At 69.4% G+C, this 18,780-nt stretch carries 15 protein-coding genes; 9 read left to right on the top strand and 6 right to left on the bottom strand.

The features are described from left to right. Positions 1-17 precede the first annotated feature (17 nt). The 5 genes from mtrB to OIE67_RS40185 all read left to right on the top strand — a co-directional run bounded on the left by mtrB (position 18) and on the right by OIE67_RS40185 (position 6,609). Positions 18-1,796, top strand: coding sequence for an MtrAB system histidine kinase MtrB (gene mtrB / locus OIE67_RS40205; RefSeq protein ID WP_326630354.1), 1,779 nt, complete (start codon positions 18-20; stop codon positions 1,794-1,796). Then, entirely contained in the window at positions 1,783-3,516 is a 1,734-nt protein-coding gene (locus OIE67_RS40200) for an LpqB family beta-propeller domain-containing protein (RefSeq protein WP_326630352.1), read from the top strand. Before mtrB ends, OIE67_RS40200 begins: the two co-directional genes overlap by 14 nt. Positions 3,517-3,635: 119 nt before the next feature. Further along, a complete protein-coding gene (locus tag OIE67_RS40195) occupies positions 3,636-4,433 on the top strand; it encodes a ComF family protein (RefSeq protein ID WP_326630350.1) in 798 nt (265 codons plus the stop codon). A 604-nt stretch (positions 4,434-5,037) separates the two neighbouring features. After that, positions 5,038-5,706 (top strand): ribosome hibernation-promoting factor, HPF/YfiA family, encoded by a 669-nt coding sequence (gene hpf / locus OIE67_RS40190; RefSeq protein WP_326630348.1) that lies wholly within the window; start codon positions 5,038-5,040, stop codon positions 5,704-5,706. 204 nt (positions 5,707-5,910) lie between these two features. Beyond that, positions 5,911-6,609: a response regulator transcription factor gene (locus tag OIE67_RS40185; protein WP_326630345.1), complete on the top strand. Its 699-nt coding sequence runs from the start codon at positions 5,911-5,913 to the stop codon at positions 6,607-6,609. Between the two features lie 535 nt (positions 6,610-7,144). On the opposite strand, the gene OIE67_RS40180 is transcribed toward OIE67_RS40185, so the two are convergent. Both OIE67_RS40180 and OIE67_RS40175 read right to left on the bottom strand, forming a co-directional pair. Continuing rightward, positions 7,145-8,395, bottom strand: a complete 1,251-nt coding sequence (locus tag OIE67_RS40180) for a winged helix-turn-helix domain-containing protein (RefSeq protein ID WP_326630344.1) — start codon at positions 8,393-8,395, stop codon at positions 7,145-7,147. A gap of 843 nt (positions 8,396-9,238) precedes the next feature. After that, positions 9,239-9,499, bottom strand: a complete 261-nt coding sequence (locus OIE67_RS40175; RefSeq protein ID WP_106236683.1) for an HGxxPAAW family protein — start codon at positions 9,497-9,499, stop codon at positions 9,239-9,241. 223 nt (positions 9,500-9,722) lie between these two features. Between OIE67_RS40175 and secA the strand changes: the two genes are divergently transcribed. Further along, a complete protein-coding gene (gene secA, locus OIE67_RS40170; protein WP_326630341.1) occupies positions 9,723-12,512 on the top strand; it encodes a preprotein translocase subunit SecA in 2,790 nt (929 codons plus the stop codon). Positions 12,513-12,583: 71 nt separating this feature from the next. Here the strand turns inward: secA and OIE67_RS40165 are convergent, their stop codons facing one another. The 4 genes from OIE67_RS40165 to OIE67_RS40150 all read right to left on the bottom strand — a co-directional run bounded on the left by OIE67_RS40165 (position 12,584) and on the right by OIE67_RS40150 (position 16,874). Continuing rightward, positions 12,584-13,012 (bottom strand): Rv3235 family protein, encoded by a 429-nt coding sequence (locus OIE67_RS40165; protein ID WP_326630340.1) that lies wholly within the window; start codon positions 13,010-13,012, stop codon positions 12,584-12,586. 222 nt (positions 13,013-13,234) lie between these two features. Further along, positions 13,235-14,542: a PTS transporter subunit EIIC gene (locus OIE67_RS40160; RefSeq protein ID WP_326630338.1), complete on the bottom strand. Its 1,308-nt coding sequence runs from the start codon at positions 14,540-14,542 to the stop codon at positions 13,235-13,237. A gap of 142 nt (positions 14,543-14,684) precedes the next feature. Next, positions 14,685-15,998 (bottom strand): PTS transporter subunit EIIC, encoded by a 1,314-nt coding sequence (locus OIE67_RS40155; RefSeq protein WP_326630336.1) that lies wholly within the window; start codon positions 15,996-15,998, stop codon positions 14,685-14,687. A gap of 135 nt (positions 15,999-16,133) precedes the next feature. Then, entirely contained in the window at positions 16,134-16,874 is a 741-nt protein-coding gene (locus tag OIE67_RS40150; RefSeq protein ID WP_106236687.1) for a GntR family transcriptional regulator, read from the bottom strand. A 123-nt stretch (positions 16,875-16,997) separates the two neighbouring features. On the opposite strand from OIE67_RS40150, the gene OIE67_RS40145 reads away from it, so the two are divergent. The 3 genes from OIE67_RS40145 to OIE67_RS40135 are packed head-to-tail and all read left to right on the top strand — an operon-like array spanning position 16,998 to position 18,764. After that, positions 16,998-18,032: an SIS domain-containing protein gene (locus OIE67_RS40145; protein ID WP_106236689.1), complete on the top strand. Its 1,035-nt coding sequence runs from the start codon at positions 16,998-17,000 to the stop codon at positions 18,030-18,032. A gap of 38 nt (positions 18,033-18,070) precedes the next feature. Next, a complete protein-coding gene (locus tag OIE67_RS40140) occupies positions 18,071-18,307 on the top strand; it encodes a PTS glucose/sucrose transporter subunit IIB (RefSeq protein WP_326630334.1) in 237 nt (78 codons plus the stop codon). A gap of 10 nt (positions 18,308-18,317) precedes the next feature. Continuing rightward, the gene (locus OIE67_RS40135; RefSeq protein ID WP_326630332.1) at positions 18,318-18,764 is read left to right on the top strand and encodes a PTS sugar transporter subunit IIA; all 447 of its coding nucleotides are present in this window, start codon (positions 18,318-18,320) and stop codon (positions 18,762-18,764) included. The last annotated feature ends 16 nt before the right edge of the window (positions 18,765-18,780 follow it).

Below are 18,780 nucleotides of genomic sequence, written 5' to 3'. Positions count from 1 at the left end.
CCTCGCAGCGCCCTGCCATGCCCCCGACCAGGAAGAAGAGATCCCGCCGACGGACGCTCCGCCAGATTCTCGGAGGCGTTCGCCGGCGGATCCGCCGTGCGGCGGGCAGGACGCGCAGCATCTGGCGGCGCTCGCTGCACCTCCAGGTGGTCACCAGCACGCTGGTGATCTCGGTGATCGTGGTCGTGGTGCTCGGGACGTTCCTGTTCCAGCAGATCAACAACTCGGTCGTGCAGAGCAGCCAGCAGTCCTCCTCCGGCGAGGCGACCGCCGACCGGCTGCGGATCGCCGACGCGCTCGCTCCCGAGACCGACGATCCGGCCAAGGCCGCCGACGGCGGCGACAAGGGGGCGGCCGACCCGCTCGACGACGTCATGGACACCATCACCGGCTCCCGCGACGACGCCTCGGAGAAGCGCTACGAGGTGCTGGTCCTCAATCTGACCAATCCCGGCAAGTCGCGCGCGTCCAACAGCGTCGAGCCCGCCAACGTGCCGGTGGGGCTCCGGCTGAGCCTGCAGCGCAACATCCGCGAGTACAAGTACGACAAGACCGTCGGCTTCATCCAGTCGATCAGGCTCGCCGGCGAGAGCCAGCCGCAGCTGCGCTTCGTCGTCGGCGGCATCGTCCACGTGCTGCCGACCGGCGAGAACTACGAGGTCTACCACTTCTTCCCGTTCAACGAGGAAGAGGAGTTGCTGACCAACGTCAGGCTCGCCATCGTCGTGGTCGGCCTGGGGCTCGTGCTGCTGCTGGCCGCCATCGCCTACCTCGTCGCCCGCCAGGTCGTCAGCCCCGTGCGCCTGGCGCGCGAGGCCGCCGAGCGGCTGGCCGCCGGCAAGCTGGACGAACGCCTCAAAGTGCGCGGCGAGGACGACCTGGCCCGGCTGGCGAACTCGTTCAACGAGATGGCCGCCAACCTGGCGCTCAAGATCCACCAGCTTGAGGAGCTCTCGCAGGTCCAGCGGCAGTTCGTCTCCGACGTCTCCCATGAGCTGCGCACGCCGCTCACGACCGTGCGGATGGCCGCCGACCTGCTGTACGACGCCCGCGAGGACTTCGACCCCATGGCCGCCCGCTCCGCCGAGCTCATGCAGGCGCAGCTGGAGCGGTTCGAGTCCATGCTGACCGACCTGCTGGAGATCAGCCGCTACGACGCGGGCGCGGCTACGCTCGACCTCGACTCCGTGGACGTCCGCGACGTGGTGCTGCGGGCGATCGGCGACTCCGAGGCGCTGGCCGAACGCCACACCACCCGCTTCGAGCTGCGGCTGCCCAACGAGCCGTGCATGGCCGAGATCGACAGCCGGCGGGTCGAGCGGATCCTGCGCAACCTGCTGTTCAACGCCATCGAGCACGGCGAGGGCAGGGACGTCGTGGTCACCGTGGGGGCCGACAGGGATGCGGTGGCCGTGGCCGTACGCGACCACGGGATCGGGCTGAAGGCCGGTGAGGACACGATGGTGTTCGACCGGTTCTGGCGGGCCGATCCGTCGCGGGCCAGGACCATCGGCGGCACCGGGCTCGGGCTGGCGATCTCCCGCGAGGACGCCACGCTGCACGGCGGCTGGCTGCAGGCGTGGGGGCAGCCCGGCGAGGGCTCCCAGTTCCGGCTGACCCTGCCCAGGGTCGCCGGGTCCGACCTGAAGGGCTCGCCGCTGTCGCTGGTGCCGCCCGAGATCGAGATGCGCCGCACCTGGCGCACCGCCATGACGCCCGTGCTGCTGCCCGCGTCCGGAGACGCTGCCGGCTTCGACGGCACCGCGTACGACAGGGCCGGATATGACGAGGATTAGGCGGCTCGGCGCGGCGGTCGCGCTAGCGGTCGCGGTGGTCTGGGCGGGCTCCGGCTGCACCGTGATCCCGGTGAGCGGCCCGTACACCGTGAACGACCAGGGCGCGGGCGATCCGCTCAGCAAGCCGTTCCACCGCATGATCGCCATCAAGCCGCAGCCCAACTGGGGCGTCGACGAGACCATGAGAGGCCTCCAGGCCGCCATGGCCGCCTACGCGGACGACCCGTCGATCCTGCTCAGCTACCTCACCCCCGAGGCGCGCGCCAAGTGGAGCGCCGCCGGGCCCGTGACGGTGGTCGAGGACGCGATCGACGTCGTCCCGCCGCCGCCGCGCGAGGCCACGGACCCGGTGCTCAAGGTCTGGCTCAAGGGCAAGTACGTCGCCCGCATCGACGAGGACGACACCTACACGCCCACCGGCGGGTCGTGGGGGCAGCCGTTCGACCTGGTCAAGGCGCCCCAGGGCGGTTTCCTGGTCAAGAGCCTGCCCCCGGGGCTGGTGCTCACCAGGGCCGACGTGCGGCGCGCGTACCGGCCGACCAACCTCTACTACCTCAACCGCAGCCTCCAGGACCGGCTGGTCGTCGACCGGGTCCGGCTGCGGCTGAAGACGACGGAGAGCTTCGCGCAGACCGTGCTCGAACGGCTGCTCAAGCCGCCGACCGCGACCCTGAAGGACGCGGTGACCTCCAGCCTGCCCGAGGGCACCACGATCGAGTCGATCAGGTCGGGCGAGGGCGGCGAGCGCGTCGTGGTCAACCTGTCGGGTCCGCTCGACCTCAGCGCCAGAGACGCGCTCAGGGCCCAGATCAAGTACAGCCTGAACATGAACGACGTCGCCAAGGGCCGCACGATCGAGATCCAGGCGAACGGCGAGCCGTACACCACCGCCCTGGCCAACACCGACGAGACCTGGCTGGACGACAGCGGCAAGACCGCCTACTACGTCACCAAGGGCGCGATCCACTACCTCAGCAAGGACGGCCCAGGCGGCGTCGTGGCCGGCGCGGCGGGGGAGCAGCGCGACGGCTACAGCGACTTCGCCGTCTCCAAGGAGGAGAACGGCAACTCCCTGGTCGCCGCCAAGACCTCCACCGGCATCTCGGTGGCCGCCATGGTGCCGCAGGGGCGCTGGCAGGAGGTCATCAACGGCAAGGGCGCCGACTTCACCGCGCCCACCTGGCACCGCGACGGCTCCCTGTGGACCTACGACCGCAAGAACTCCGTGCTGCTGCGCTACGACCCCTCCAGCGGGCGCGGGGCCGAGCCGGTCGAGGCGCCCAACCTGGCCGGGCTCGACGTCACCCGGCTGCGGATCGCCAGGGACGGCGTCCGGGTCATGGTGATGACCGGGCGCAACACCGTCCAGATCAGCGCGCTGACCGGGGAGGGGCCGCAGATGAAGCTGGGCAACCTGCGGGCGCTGACCACGACGAACGAGGCCGACAAGATCATCGACGTGAAGTGGGGGGACGAGGAGCACCTGCTCGTGCTCGTGCAGAGCCAGGCCGGGCACATCCTCACCGAGATCAACGTGGGGGACGGGGAGAGCACCGGGGTGCCGCTGACCGAGCGGCTCCAGTCGGTGGCGGCGCTGGGGGACCGGGTGCTGGCGGAGACCGACAAGGGGGCCAAGCTGCTCGAACTCAACCAGGACCGGCAGACCTGGACCCCCAAGATCGACTCCGACGGGGGCGCTCCCCTGTTCCCTCTCGGCTGACCCCCGCTCCTCCGTCGGCCCTGGGCTTCGCGGTGGTCCTGCGTCGGCCCTGTCCCCGTCTCCGCGGTGGCCCTGCGTCGGCCCTGCCCCCGTTTCCGCGATGGCCGCGGACCAAGCTCATGGGGCCGGAACCGGGTGGCCGCGGGGCAACCGCGCTGGACGAGACGCATGGGCCGGAACTGTCGGTGGCGGCGGGCATGCTGGGCCGCGTGCTCAGCGCCGTACTGGACCTGGTCCTGCCCTCCTCCTGCGCCGGCTGCGGCGGCCAAGGGGCGTCGTGCTGCCCGCGCTGCTTCGGCGCACTGACCGCCGCGCCCGCCGCACGCCCGCCCGACCCGGTGCCGCCCGGTCTGCCCGACTGCTGGTCGGCGGCCCGTTACGAGGGGGCGGTGCGCCGGCTGCTCGTGGCGTACAAGGAGCGGGGGCTTGTGGTGCTGGCGGGCGTTCTCGCGGAGGCGCTGACCCAGACGGTCGTGGCGGCCTCGCGCGAGGGCGGGCATCGGCTGCCGGACCGGGGGCTCGCCGTGGTGCCGGTGCCCAGCGCGTGGCGGAGCCGCAGGGGCAGGGGGCACGACCACGTGGGCCGGCTGGCCGGGCTCGTCGCCGGGCGGCTACGGCAGGCCGGGCTGGCGGCCGAGGTGTGGCGAGGGCTGCGGCACACCGGGCGGGTGGCCGACCAGGCGGGCCTGAGCGGCCCTGAGAGGGTCGCCAACCTCGCCGGGTCACTCCAGGTCACTGCGGCCGCGAACGGCCCTCCAGGAGCCTTTGCGCTGCTCGTGGACGACATCGTCACGACCGGCGCCACCCTGGCCGAGGCGGCGCGGGCGCTGCGGTCGTCCGGCCTGCACGTGCCGCTGGCGGTGACCGTCGGCGCGACACGCCGAATATCTCAAAAGAGTTACGGTGACGGTCGGTAAAGAAAGATCCAATTCATGTCTCTAGCCGGAGGGTGACATGTCGCTACCCCACGTGCCGTGGTATGGCAGCTCAGCGGATGGGAGGCCCGTGCCGATAAGGGGTGCCGATCGGTTGAACAGGGCGCAGGAAGGCGCTCTCCGGCCCGCCGGATCTCACCCAACGTGATCTATCCTCCGATCCCCCCGGCTGACATTCGTGCTGGATACGGATAGCGTTCTGACATGGCACCCGTTCGGGTCCGTGGTTGCGCAGGGTCGGGGTTCCCGGCTCTGCTAGCCGATGCCAGCCGCAGGCAAAACGGTCCACGTAAGGCGACTCTTTGTCGACCGATCACGGTGCGGCTTAGGGGTAAGTCCTGCCTTCCCGGGGGTCCAGATGTCCCCCGCCAGAAGAGAAGGGCAGTAGTGGCAACAGAGCTGCGAGACCCTCAGCAGGCGAATGTGGGGTCGAAGACCAGGTCGGCCGGACGGGTGCCCTCCGAGTTCCCGGTGAAGCCTAGTCGGAAGAGGGTAACGGTGACAGGAAGGCAGACAGAAGACCTCGTCCGGCACGCACGTCGTCGGGCGCTCTCGCTCAGTCGTTAGACCGAAGGGGGGCTGTTGCATGGACATCATCGTCAAGGGCCGGCACACAGGAGTGAGTGACCGGTTCCGAGACCACGTGACGACCAAGCTGGCCAGGATCGAACGTCTGGACAACAAACTCATCCGAGTCGATGTGGAGGTGTCGAAGGAACGCAACCCGCGCCTCGCCGGACAGCGAGAGCGCGTCGAGCTCACCATTCACTCGAAAGGACCGGCCATCCGCGCCGAAGCCTCGGCCGACGACCGGTTCGCAGCCCTCGATCTGGCACTCGACAAGCTGGAAGGCCGCCTCAGGCGACTGGCCGACCGGCGCAAGGTTCACCACGGCAACCACTGCCCGCCCTCGGTGGCGGAGATCACCGCGACCATCCCCGACACCGGCGACCTGGCCCAGGCCAAGCGGACGGCCGTCCCCAAGCAGGCCGACGCCGAGGACGACGAGCTGCGGGAGAAGCGCGACAAGCTCTACGACGACATCGTCCCCATCGAGATGGACGGCGACGGGCCGCTCGTCGTACGGGAGAAGTACCACCGGGCCGAGCCCATGACCATCGACCAGGCCCTCCTCGAGATGGAACTGGTCGGACACGACTTCTATCTGTTCCGTGACAAGGAGAGCGGCCAGCCGTGCGTCGTCTACAACAGACGCGGGTACAACTACGGCGTGTTGCGGCTCGTAGAGCCCTGATCGCGCGCTAAAAGATCTTCTCGACCACCCGAGAACCGCGGGTACGTGCCATCATGGCGGTTCAACGGCTCTGGCCCCCCGACGAGGAGGAGACGTGAGCGAGCTCAGTCAGGCGCAGATGAGCGAGCGAAGCGAGGGAAAGGCAGGCGCGAGGCGGATCGTCGCCAGGCTGACCGAGGTCGCGAGGCGGAGCAGGGAGGCCTTGTGACCGAGTCCGGCGAGGTCCGTACGCCGGCGAGCGAGCCGATCCGCGTGCTGATCGTCGACGATCACGAGCTGATCAGGCGCAGCCTGGCGCTGGCGCTGGCCGCGGAGCCAGACATCGAGGTGGTCGGTGAGGCGAGCGACGGGCAGGAGGCGGTCGAACTGGCCGATCGCCTCATGCCTGACGTCGCCCTCATGGACGTCCGCATGCCCCGGCAGGACGGGATCGAGGCGACGAAGGGCATCAAGGCCTCGATCCCCAGCACCCGCATCATCATGCTGACGGTCAGCGACGAGGAAGAAGACCTCTTCGAGGCCATCAAGGCGGGCGCCACCGGCTATCTGCTCAAGGACGTCCAGATCAACGACGTACCGGCCGCGGTGCGGGGCGTGCACGAAGGACAGTCGTTAATCAACCCGGCGATGGCGGCCAAGCTCATCAGCGAGTTCGCCAACATGAGCCGCAAGGAAGCCGAGCGCCCACCCCAGCTCCCCGTCCCCCGCCTGACCGACCGGGAGATGGAGGTGCTGCGGCTGGTGGCCAAGGGCATGAACAACCGCGAGATCGCCAAGCAGCTGTTCATCTCGGAGAACACGGTGAAGAACCACGTCCGCAACATCCTCGACAAACTGCAACTGCATTCGAGGATGGAGGCCGTGGTGTACGCGGTCCGAGAACGCATGCTCGAAATCACCTGACCCGGCCGACCTGCAAAGCGCCCCACAGCCCACCCCCACAGCCAGCCCCCGATGCGAACCCGAACACGTCCCGCTCCAGGCGGGCGCGAACCCCCACAGCCTCCGACGCCGCCTGAAAGCGGACACGAACGGGCTTCGACGTCGGTTGCAGCGGACACGAGTGGGCTTCGACGCTGACCGAAGCGGACGCATTCCGGCTCCGACGTCGGCGAGCCGAGACGTGACCCGGCCCCGACACCGCCCGAAACGGAGTCAAGGGGCTCCGTCGCCGGCCGGAAGGGCTCGAACAGCCCCCGCTCTCGTGCCGCTCGCCCTGCGCGGTGGTGCCCTGCATCGCCGTCCTGGGCCGTGTGACCCGGTCTGCCTTGCGGTCTGTACCCCGGCCTTCGCCTTGCGCCGTGTTGCCCCGTCAGCGTCGGAGCGTAGAACTGCGGTCCAGTGCGTTCGGGTGTTCGCGTCTCAGGCCGCCATTGAACGTCTGCCCCCTTCGGACGTCCGCGAACCCGGAGCGTGCAGGGGGAAGGCGGGGCTGGGGTCAGAGGGTGGCGGGTGAGTTGAGGGCGGGCAGGAGTTGTGGGGGGTCGGTGCGTTCGACGCGGACGGCGTCGCAGCCCACCCAGTCGGCGGCCGACCACAACGCTTCTCGTAAGGCGTCGGTCCACTTGGCGGGGGAGAGGCCGGGTTCGAGGCTGAGCTGTCTGGCCACCAGGGTTGAGCCTTCGCGGGCCGGGTCGACGCGGCCGATCAGGCGGCCGCCGGCCAGCACCGGCATCGTGAAGTAGCCGTGGACGCGCTTGTGCTTCGGGACGTAGAGCTCCAGCGTGTAGGTGAAGCCGAACACCCGCTCCGTGCGGCCCCGGTGCCAGATGAGCGAGTCGAAAGGCGACACGAGCGTCGTACGGTGGCGCCCGCGCGGCTCCGACTCCAGGGCGGCCGGGTCGGCCCACGCGTTGCCCTGGCCCTTCTTGCCCGGCCAGCCGGTCACGGTCACCGGCACCAGGCCGGCCGCGCCGCTGAGCAGGACCTCGTCGAGGATCGCGGCGTAGCGGCCCTTGAGGCGCAGGAAGTCGATGAGGTCGGTGCGGTTGGCCACGCCCAGCGAACGGCCCGCGATCGCGGCCAGGCGGACGACGCACTCCTCGTCGGACAGGTCTTCAGCCAGCAGCTCCGCCGGAACGACGCGCTCGGCAAGGTCATAGACGCGGCGCCAGCCGACGCGGCGGGTGCAGACCAGCTCGCCGATGTCGAGCAGCCACTCCAGGCCGATCTTCGAGTCGGACCAGTCCCACCACGGGCCGCCGTTCTTCGCGCCGCCCACGTCGGAGGTCGTCAGCGGGCCCGACTCGCGCACCTGGTCGAGCAGCTTCTCGACGCCCTCGGGGACCTGGTGCCAGCGCTGGCGCTTGTCGCGGAACGCCCGGCGGCGGAACGCGTAGAGCGGCCAGTGCTCGATGGGCAGGATGCAGGCGGCATGGCACCAGTACTCGAAGCTCTGGGCCGGATCGTGCCAGTAGGCGCGCTCGATCTTGGGACGGCCGACCGCGCCCAGCCGGGCATAGGCGACCAACTCGTGCGAACGGGCCAGGACCGAGATCGTGTCGAGCTGCACGGCGCCCAGCCTGCGCAGCATGCCGTGCACCCCGCCCTTGCGGGCGTCGGCGCCGATGAAGCCCTGCGACCGGAGGATGATCCGGCGCGCCTCGTCGGCGGTCAGATCCGTGAGCCCGCTCGCGGTGGTCAGGCCGGTCTCGCCGATCGAACTGGTCTCGCCAGTTGCGTTGGTCACGCCGGTCACATCGCTCATGGCTGGCCGTCCGTACGGAAGTGCATGCGTGAAATCTAGCGGTGGGCACCGACAGAATCGGACCGGGTGGGTGTGGCCGAGGGGCCGCAGAGTGCAGAGTGGTGCGGTTGCTCTGCCCGCCCGGCTCGGTTCGCCCAGGCTGGCGATGTGTGACGGGGCCCGTGATCTGTGACAGGACTCGTGATCTATGACAGGGCCCGCGATCTGTGACAGGACTCGTGATGTGTGACGGGGCTCGTGACTCGCGAGGAGATTGGCGATGTGCGACCAGGTCGTCGGTCCAGCACTCACGGGGCTCGTTGATCGTTCAGTGCGCGAGGCCAACCCGATGGTCAAGGGTTCGCTCAGTGCGCGGAGATGGTCTGACGCGCGGGGGCTTGTCCCGTGTTCAGGGGCCGGTGTGTGCGAAGGCTCGCTGCATGCCGGGGGCTGGCGCGGTGTGTGGGACTCGTCCAATGCGCGGAGACGGGCGCGGAGGCGACGCGCCGGCGGTATCTGTGCGTGGAGCTGGCCCGATGTGCACCGGTGGCCTGATGTGCGCGGGGGCGGCCAGATATGCCGGAAATGCGCCTCATGCGAAGTCGGCCCGATGTGCGGCGTCCCACCGCGGGGAGGCTGGCCCGATGTGCGGAGCTGATCCCCATGCGCGGGCAAATCCCCTTGGGTGTGGGGCTGGGTCCGAAGTGTGGAGTGCTCGTTCCGTGCGTAGGGGTGTCTGGACCGTGAGGGCTCCTGGGGCGTCATCGGCCCTGGGGTGGGTGGTGGCGGGCGGCCCCTAGGTAGGGCGCCCGCCGTAACCGGGTGTTCGGAGCGGGGTCCTGGTGGTCAGCGGTGGTCTTCGGCGCGCATGCCCACCCGGGGCGCGTCGATCACGACATCGGTGAAGATGTCGAAGACCAGGGCGAGGATTCCGCCGACGACGAACACCCCGGCGCCGATCCAGACGAGTGTCCAGTTGGCCGCCGTCAGCCCGAAGCCGGCGACGACGGTTCCCACCAGCATCACCGTCACCGCGAGCCACGAGGAGGCCCGCCCGCCGTGGCTGCCGAGATTCTCCGTCTGCTCCGACTTCTTCCCCTCAACCATGACTAATCCTTCCTTTGCCGGTAATCCCGCTATTGGTGCGAGCCGGCTCTCAACCGGCATACCCTCTGCCTTGAGTCATTCTCCCAGACCCGTTCCGCGCCCTCGCCGTCACGGTGGCTGTGTCTGGTTGCAGAACCGCCTACGATGGCAAGCGGGGAAGTTTGTCTCGGCCTCTCCTCCTGGCGGCGCCGCCGGGGTAGACCTGCGAGGAGCTTTACATAAAGTGGCAGCCATTCTCGACAAGATCCTACGTGCCGGCGAAGGCAAGATCCTGCGCAAGCTCAAGCGGATCGCAGACCAGGTCAACTCCATCGAGGACGACTTCACGAGCCTGTCCGACGCGGAGTTGCGTGCGCTGACGGACGAATTCAAACAGCGCCATGCTGACGGCGAATCTCTCGACGATCTGCTTCCCGAAGCGTTCGCGACCGTGCGCGAGGCGGCCCGCCGCGTGCTCGGCCAGCGGCCTTACGACGTGCAGATCATGGGTGGCGCCAACCTGCACATGGGCAACATCTCCGAGATGAAGACGGGTGAGGGCAAGACCCTCACGTGTACGCTCCCGTCCTATCTCAACGCGATCTCCGGCAAGGGCGTCCACGTCATCACGGTCAACGACTACCTGGCCAAGCGTGACGCCGAGACCATGGGCCGCATCCACCGCTTCCTCGGCCTGGAGGTCGGCTGCATCATCTCCGGCCAGCAGCCGGAGGAGCGGCGCAAGCAGTATCAGGCCGACATCACCTACGGCACCAACAACGAGTTCGGCTTCGACTACCTGCGCGACAACATGGCCTGGTCGCTCGACGAGTGCGTGCAGCGGGGCCACAACTACGCGATCGTCGACGAGGTCGACTCGATCCTGATCGACGAGGCCCGCACCCCGCTGATCATCTCCGGCCCCGGCGAGCAGTCGGGCAAGTGGTACACCGAGTTCGCCAAGATCGTCCCCCGTCTGCGCAGGGGCGTCGAGGCGAAGAACCCGGGCGAGGAGAGCACCGGCGACTACATCGTCGACGAGAAGAAGCGCACGGTCGGCATCCTCGAGTCCGGGGTGGAGAAGGTCGAGGACTGGCTCGGCATCGACAACCTCTACAAGCCCGAGCACACCCACCTCGTGGGCTTCCTGAACAACGCGCTCAAGGCCAAGGAGTTGTTCAAGAAGGACAAGGACTACATCGTCGCCGACGGCGAGGTCCTGATCGTCGACGAGTTCACCGGCCGCATCCTGCACGGCCGGCGCTACAACGAGGGCATGCACCAGGCCATCGAGGCCAAGGAGAGCGTGAAGATCAAGGACGAGAACCAGACTCTCGCCACGGTCACCCTGCAGAACTACTTCCGCCTCTACGGGAAGCTGGCCGGCATGACCGGCACCGCGGCCACGGAGGCCAACGAGTTCCACCAGACCTACAAGCTCGGCGTGGTGCCCATCCCGACCAACCGGCCGATGGTCCGCAAGGACCAGGCCGACGTGGTCTACAAGACCGAGGACGCCAAGTTCAACGCCGTCGTCGAGGACATCAAGGAGCGCTACGAGGCCGGCCAGCCGGTGCTCGTCGGCACCACCTCCGTCGAGAAGTCCGAGCGGCTGTCCAAGGCGCTCAAGCGGCGCGGCGTGCAGCACGAGGTGCTCAACGCGAAGAACCACGCGCGTGAGGCGTCGATCATCGCCGAGGCGGGCCGCAAGGGCGCCGTCACCGTGGCCACCAACATGGCCGGTCGAGGCACCGACATCATGCTGGGCGGCAACTCCGAGTTCCGCGCCGACCTGGAGCTGCGCCAGCGCGGGCTCGACCCGGTCGAGACGCCGGAGGAGTACGAGAAGGCCTACCCCGAGGCGCTGGAGAAGGCCAGGGCGGCCGTCAAGGCCGAGCACGACGAGGTCACCAAGCTCGGCGGCCTCTACGTCCTCGGCACCGAGCGGCACGAGTCGCGCCGCATCGACAACCAGCTGCGCGGACGTTCCGGCCGTCAGGGCGACCCCGGCGAGTCGCGCTTCTACCTCTCACTCGGCGACGACCTGATGCGCCTGTTCAACTCGGCCAGGGTCGAGATGATCATGACCAGGCTGCAGATCCCCGACGACCAGCCGATCGAGTCCGGCATCGTCTCCAAGGCCATCGCCTCCGCCCAGCACCAGGTCGAGCAGCAGAACTTCGAGATCCGCAAGGACGTTCTGAAGTACGACGAGGTCATGGACCGCCAGCGCAAGGTCATCTACGCCGAGCGCCACCGCGTGCTCGAAGGCGCCGACCTGCACGAGCAGGTGCGCGGCTTCGTCGGTGAGGTGATCGAGGGCTACGTCGACGGCGCCACGGCCGAGGGCTTCGCCGAGGAGTGGGACCTCGAGAAGCTGTGGAAGGCGTTCGGCGAGCTCTACCCGGTCTCCATCAGGATCGACGACGTCATCGAGGAGGCCGGCAGCCGCGAGGAGCTCACCGCCGAGCTGCTGACCGAGAAGATCAAGGCCGACGCTCTGGCCGCCTACGACCGGCGCGAGGAGGAGTTCGGCGCGGAGACCATGCGCGACCTGGAGCGCCGGGTGATCCTCTCCGTGCTCGACCGCAAGTGGCGCGAGCACCTCTACGAGATGGACTACCTGCGCGAGGGCATCGGCATGCGGGCCTACGCGCAGAAGGACCCGAAGATCGAGTACGCCCGTGAGGGCTTCGAGATGTTCGCCGCGATGCTCGAGGGCATCAAGGAGGACTCCGTCGGGTTCCTGTTCAACCTCGAGGTCGAGGTGCAGGAGAACCCGATCGTCGAGGAAGAGGACGCGGTGCTGGCGGAGACCCGCTCGATCATCGCGCGCGGCCTGCGCGGGCCGGACCGGCCCGCCGAGCTCGAATACTCGGCGCCCGGTGAGCAGGGCGACGTCGAGCACGTCAAGGTCCGCACCACTCAGGCGGAGCGGGCGGCGTACGGCAACGTGGAGCGCAACGCGCCCTGCCCGTGCGGTTCGGGCAAGAAGTACAAGCGCTGCCACGGCGACCCGAAGAACGCGGCCTGAGGTTAGAGTTTTCGGAGACCCTCGCTTTCCGTGCGGAAAGCGAGGGTCTTCGCGTTTGTTCGCCGCTGAGGTCAGGCTGTTTCGAAGTCGGTGCACAGCCATTGCAGTCCTCTTCGTTCCAGGCGTATGGCGAGTACGTGGTTGCGGTCGCCGCAATGGACGAGGGCGCACATTTCAATGGCGCCCTCGCGGGGCTCCTTCATGTGCACGCCACCGACGAAAGGCGGGCGGCCGGCCCTGAGCATCCGGCCCGCTCGGGTCAGTTCCCGGTACGCGCGGTCGGTGAGCCGGTCGGCGACGGTCTCCGGCGCGCGGCGGCCGGTGAGGACCTCGGCCAGGGCCTGGGCCAGGTGGCGCAGCTTGCGTTCGTCGGGCAGGGCGCCCGGCGGGCCCCACACCATGGGGTGGGTGGAAAGGGCCAGCGCGCCGTGGGTGAACGCGCGGTTGCGCTCTTCGTCGTGGGGCGGCTCGGGGGCGGGGGTGACGCCGATGCCGGGCATGGGAACCTCCGAATGCTCGATAGGGATGGAAGAAAGAATCGTTATAAGGAGTTTTCGGCCCGGCTCAGGAATACAGACCGCACCAACTTCCGCATTCGGCGCCCGTGTTCGTCCCTATTCGGTGGGGCTGATTTCGCGGAGTTGGAGTCCTGGTGGTGAGGGGTGCAGGAGAGTTCCGGGCGTGAACGGGCGCTTTTCGGGCGGTCCTGAAACCGGTAGGGCCTAGGCCTTCCGGGTGTCGGTCTCCGGGACGTCGTCCTGGGGTTCGCGGCCGGGGGTGGGCAGGTTGAGCAGGCGGATCAGGAGGGTGAAGAGGGCGTAGTAGACCACCAGGTACGCCAGCCCGAACCCGATGATCACCCCGAGGCCGTGTGTGTTGGACTTGCCGGCGTTCAGCAGCAGGTCGATGGCGCCGCCCGAGAACGTGAACCCGAGCCGCGCGCCCAGCTCGGCCATCAGCGCCATGGACAGGCCGGTCAGCAGGGCGTGGACAGCGAAGAGCGCCGGAGCGACGAAGATGAACGCGAACTCCAGCGGCTCGGTGATGCCCGTGACGAAGGCGGTCAGGCCGGCCGAGAGCATGATGCCCCCGACGGCGCGGCGGCGCGGAGGCGGGGCGGCCCGCCAGATCGCCAGCGCGGCTCCCAGGAGGCCGAACATCATCACGGGGAAGAAACCGGTCATGAAGACGCCCGCGCCCTGCTCACCGGCGAAATAGCAGTTGAGGTCGCCCGCCGCGTCCCGCGTCGCGCCGTTCACGCCGGCGTGGCAGACCGGGAGGGTGAACCAGACGATGGTGTTGAGCACGTGGTGCAGGCCGACCGGGATGAGCAGGCGGTTGGCCACGCCGTAGATGCCCGTTCCCGCCGTGCCGTGGGCCGAGAGCCAGTCGCCGACGCGCGTCAGCCAGTCGCCGATCGGCGGCCAGAGCAGGCCGAAGGCGACGCCCAGCAGCAGGGCGGCGACGGCGGTGATGATGGGGACCGAGCGGCGTCCGCCGAAGAAGGCCAGCCAGGAGGGCGTCTTGAGTCGGTGGAAGCGCTGCCAGAGCAGGGCGGCCATGAGGCCGATGAGAATGCCGCCGAGGACGCCGGTGGGGTTCTGGGCGCCCAGGTCGAGGGCGGGGGCGCCGTTCCTGAGCAGCACGGTGACCTTGTCGTGGACCGCGCCCGGCCCGGACTCGAAGAACATGGTCCTGGTCACGCGGTCGAAGACGAGGTAGCCGACCAGGGCGGCGAGCGCGGTGGAGCCGTCGGCCTTACGGGCGAAGCCGATCGCCACGCCGACGGCGAACAGCAGCGCGAGATGGTCGAAGAGGGCGCCACCGGCGGCGGCCATGACCTCGGCCACGGGCAGCAGCCAGGGCAGGGTGCCGCCCAGGCCGTCCCGGCCGAGCAGGTCGTCCTGGCCGAAGCGGAAGAGCAGGCCGGCGGCGGGGAGCACCGCGATGGGCATCATCAGGGAGCGACCGATCCGCTGCAGCACCGCGAGCGCCGAGGACGTCCAGGACGGGAGCTTGATCGTGCTCATCTGCCACGCCACAACGTGAGAGCGGGCGAGGTCACGGGCGGGAGCATGGTCGTGCTCACCCCCACGCGCGTGCGTCGATCCGTTCGGGTCGTGGGGGATGAGGGGTTACTACCCGGGAGTGGATCTCCAGGAACGCGCCGCGTCAGGTTTCGCCGGAGTCGAGGTCGGGCTCCGGTTCGCGGCCCGGGGTCATGATGTTCAGCCGGCGGATCAGGAATGTGAACACGACGTAGTACACGACGCCGTAGATCACGCCAAGGATCAGGATGCCGGGCAGGTTCTCGGTGTTCGACTTGCCGGCGTTCAGGAGCAGGTCCAGCAGCCCGGCGGAGAAGCCGAAGCCGAGCTGGCCGCCGATGAGCGTGGTCAGGGCCATCGCCAGGCCGGTCAAGATGGCGTGGACGACCAGCAGCAGCGGCGCGACGAAGATGAAGGCGAACTCGATCGGCTCGGTGATCCCCGTGACGAACGACGCCAGCGCCGCCGACAGCATGATGCCGCCCACCGTGGCCCGCCGGTGCCTGGGCGCCGCCCGCCACATGGCCAGGGCGGCGGCCGGCAACGCGAACATCATCACGGGGAAGAACCCGGCCATGAAGTGACCGGAGGTCGGGTCGCCGCCGAAGTAGCAGTTCCAGTCGCCGCCCAGCACCCGGCCGTTCACCTCGCACTGCGGCACCACGTACCAGACCACGGAGTTGACGAAGTGGTGCAGGCCGAGGGGGATGAGCAGGCGGTTGACCAGGCCGTAGATGCCGGTGCCGATCGGGCCGATGGCCGCCAGGGCCTCGCCGGCGTGCCGGATCCACTCGCCGATCACCGGCCAGAGCCAGCCGAAGCCCACGCCGATGAGCAGCGCCACGATGGAGGTGATGATGGGCACGAAGCGCCGCCCGCCGAAGAACGCCAGCCAGGACGGCAGCTTGATGCGGTGGAAGCGCTGCCACAGGAGCGCGGCGACCAGGCCGATGACGATGCCGCCGAGGACCTTGGTGGGGTTCTGCAGGCCGTAGTTGATGATCTCGACGACGCCCTGGGGCTGGGCCTCCCTGAGCAGGACGGTGTCCCTGATGTCGGAGCCGAAGAACATCACCTTCGTCACCCGGTCGAAGACCAGGTAACCGACAACGGCGGCCAGCGCGGTGGAGCCGTCGGCCTTGCGGGCGAAGCCGATCGCCACGCCGACGGCGAACAGCAGCGGCAGGTTCTCGAACAGGGCCGCCCCCGCCGCCTCCAGCACCTCGGCCACCTGGTTCATCCAGGACAGCCCCGCCACGTCCGCGAGCCCGCCCGGCGCCGCCCCGTTGGAGCCGAGCATGTCGGGCTGGCCGAAGCGCTGCAGCAGGGCGGAGGCGGGCAGGGCGGCGATGGGCAGCATGAGGGAGCGGCCCAGCCGCTGGAGCACGGACATCACGCGAGCGAGCGGCGAAGGCCGGGCGGCGGTGGTCTCGTTCACCGGGCGTTCCTCCGAGGCGTGTTGGAGCCGGTCTCGGGGCCGGAGCTCAAGGGGGAGGGAAGGCTGACTCCAGGCGGTGCCCGGAGGCCGGCTCCAGGAGGCGGCGGGGGTGGGGTCGCTCGGGAGCCGGTGCGGTCAGCCTCGTCGTGAAGGCATCTCCAGCATCGTACGCAGCTGGTACCGGTCCGCGCGGTACGTGGACACCCCCAGCTCCGCACACATGCCGCCGGAGAACGACCGGCGCTGCAGCAGCAGCACGGCCCCGCCGCGGGGAAGTTTGAGCAGGTCGGCGTCGCTCGGGTCGGCGATGCCGCCGTCTATGGTGAGCTCGCCCGCGTCCATGACGAGCCCGTACCGGCTCTCCAGCAGCTCGTACAGCGACCGGTCGGAGAGGTTGTGCTCGGCCAGGTCGGGGGCGAGCTTGACCGGGATGTGGGCCCGTTCGATGGACAGCGGCTCGCCGTCGGCGGTGCGCAGCCGTTCGATGAAGTGGACCTCCTCGCCCGGCTGGATCCCCAGCTCCTTGGCCAGGTGGGCGCTGGCGCGCACGACGCGGCGGTCGAGGTCGCGCGAGCCCGGGATCATGCCTCTGGCCCGCATGTCGTCGGTGAACGACGTGAGCTGCAGGGCCAGCTCGATCTTCGGCCGGGCGACGAACGTCCCCTTGCCGGGTACGCGGTGCAGGCGTCCCTCGGACACGAGGTGGTCGACGGCCTGGCGTACGGTCATCCTGGACAGGCCGAAGCGCTGGCACAGCTCGCGCTCGGACGGGATGGCCGCGCCGATGCTGAGCTCGTCACTGTCGATGAGGTCCAGCAGGATCTCGCGAAGCTGGAAGTACTTGGGCACCGGGCTGTCCGGATCGATGTGCGCCACGGATCCTCCCCTCGTCACTACCTGGGCAATGGGCTATGGTTCGTACTGGTCTAGTCCGGACTAGACCACATGTCGCGAAAGACGGTCAAGTCAGATCCGTAATGAGTTGAGGGATAGCCCGAGATGACCACGAAGATGCGCAGCGAGATCGCCGAGCAGCCGACCGCGCTGCGGGCCACACTGGATTCCCTGCTTCCCAAGATCGACGAGATCAGGAGCATCGGCGAGCGTACCCGTCAGCTGCTGTTCATCGCCCGCGGCACCTCGGACAACGCCGCCGTGTACGGGCGTTACCTGGTGGAATCGCACGCCGGCCGCCTGTCGGCGCTGGCCGCGCCGTCGATCGCGACCACGTACAAGCGCAAGCTCGACCTGGACGGGGTGCTGGCGGTCGCGATCTCGCAGTCGGGACGGACCGAGGAGATCGTCGAGACGCTGGCCTGGGCCAAGGACTGCGGGGCCGGCACCGTCGCGGTGACCAACGGGGGCGAGGACAGCCCGCTGGCCCTCGCGGCCGACGTCGCGCTGTGCACGGTGGCGGGCGAGGAGAAGGCCGTTCCGGCGACGAAGACGTACACGACGGGGCTGGCGGCGCTGGCCGTGCTGGCGATCGGCCTGGGCGCGGACGTGGACGTGGACGAGCTGCGGCGGGTGCCCGAGGCGGTGGAGAAGCTGATCGCCGAGCCCGGCGACCTGGAGGCCGTGGTCCAGGGGCTGCTCGACAAGCCGGGCGTGGTCGTCTCGGGGCGCGGGCTGGCCTTCTCGACCGCGCTGGAGACCGCGCTGAAGCTCAAGGAGGCCTGCTACCTGCACGCCATGGGCCTGTCGTACGCCGACCTGCTGCACGGCCCGATCGCCGTCGTGGACGCCGACACGCCCGCGCTGCTGGTGGCGGCCGAGAACAGCCCGACGCTGCAGGGCACGGTCGCGCTGGCCGAGCGGGTGGTGGCGGCCGGCGCGGCGGCGTACACGATCGGCGGCGGCACCGCGCTCGCCCAGGCGGGCACGGCCGCGCTGAACGGCCCCGACCTGCCCGAGTGGCTGGCCCCCATGGGCCTGATCGTGCCCGGCCAGCTGCTCACCGAGGCCCTGGCGCGCCGGCTCGGCATCGACCCCGACGCGCCGCGCGGTTTGAACAAGGTCACCCAGACCGACTGATCTAGCCTGGTCAGAGTGTCGATCCGAGGGAGGGCCTGATGGCGGCCGACGCGAACGCGATCATCGCCGCACTGGGCGGCGCCGACAACATCATCGAGATAGAGCCCTGCATCACCCGGCTGCGCACGGAGGTGCACGACGCGTCCAAGATCGATCAGGCGGCGCTGCGGGCGGCCGGCGTGCATGGCGTGATGGCCACGGGGAACGTGGTTCAAGTCGTCGTCGGACCGGAGGCGGACACGATCGCCAGCGACATCGAGGACATCATCGGCTAAGGGCGAGACCATGACGACTGTTCTCGCCCCGGTTGAGGGGGCAGCTGTGGGGTTGGCCGCCGTGCCCGATCCGGTTTTCTCGGCGGGCATGGTCGGTCCGGGAACGGCGATCGACCCGTTGCGGGGGCCTGGCCAGGCCGTGGCCCCCATAGCGGGAAAAATAATGAAACTGCATCCGCACGCGTACGTCATCGTGGGGGACGACGGCCGGGGCGTGCTGGTGCACCTGGGCATCGACACGGTTCAGCTCAAGGGGGAGGGGTTCCGCCTGCTGGCCGCGGAGGGTGACCGGGTCGGCGCCGGGCAGCCGGTGGTGGCCTGGGACCCCGCCGCCATCGAGGCCGGCGGGCGTTCGCCCGTCTGCCCGATCGTCGCGCTCGACGCGCTCTCCGGAGCCCTGACCGGGTTCGCGGAGGGCGCGGTGCACGTGGGCGACGCGCTGTTCCGGTGGGAATAGCGAACGTCTCCATCGG

It is taken from the genome of Nonomuraea fuscirosea, from assembly GCF_035917475.1.
Taxonomy (GTDB): domain Bacteria; phylum Actinomycetota; class Actinomycetes; order Streptosporangiales; family Streptosporangiaceae; genus Nonomuraea; species Nonomuraea fuscirosea.
Note: the sequence above shows the minus strand (reverse complement) of the source record. Positions and strands in the feature narration are given on the sequence as shown.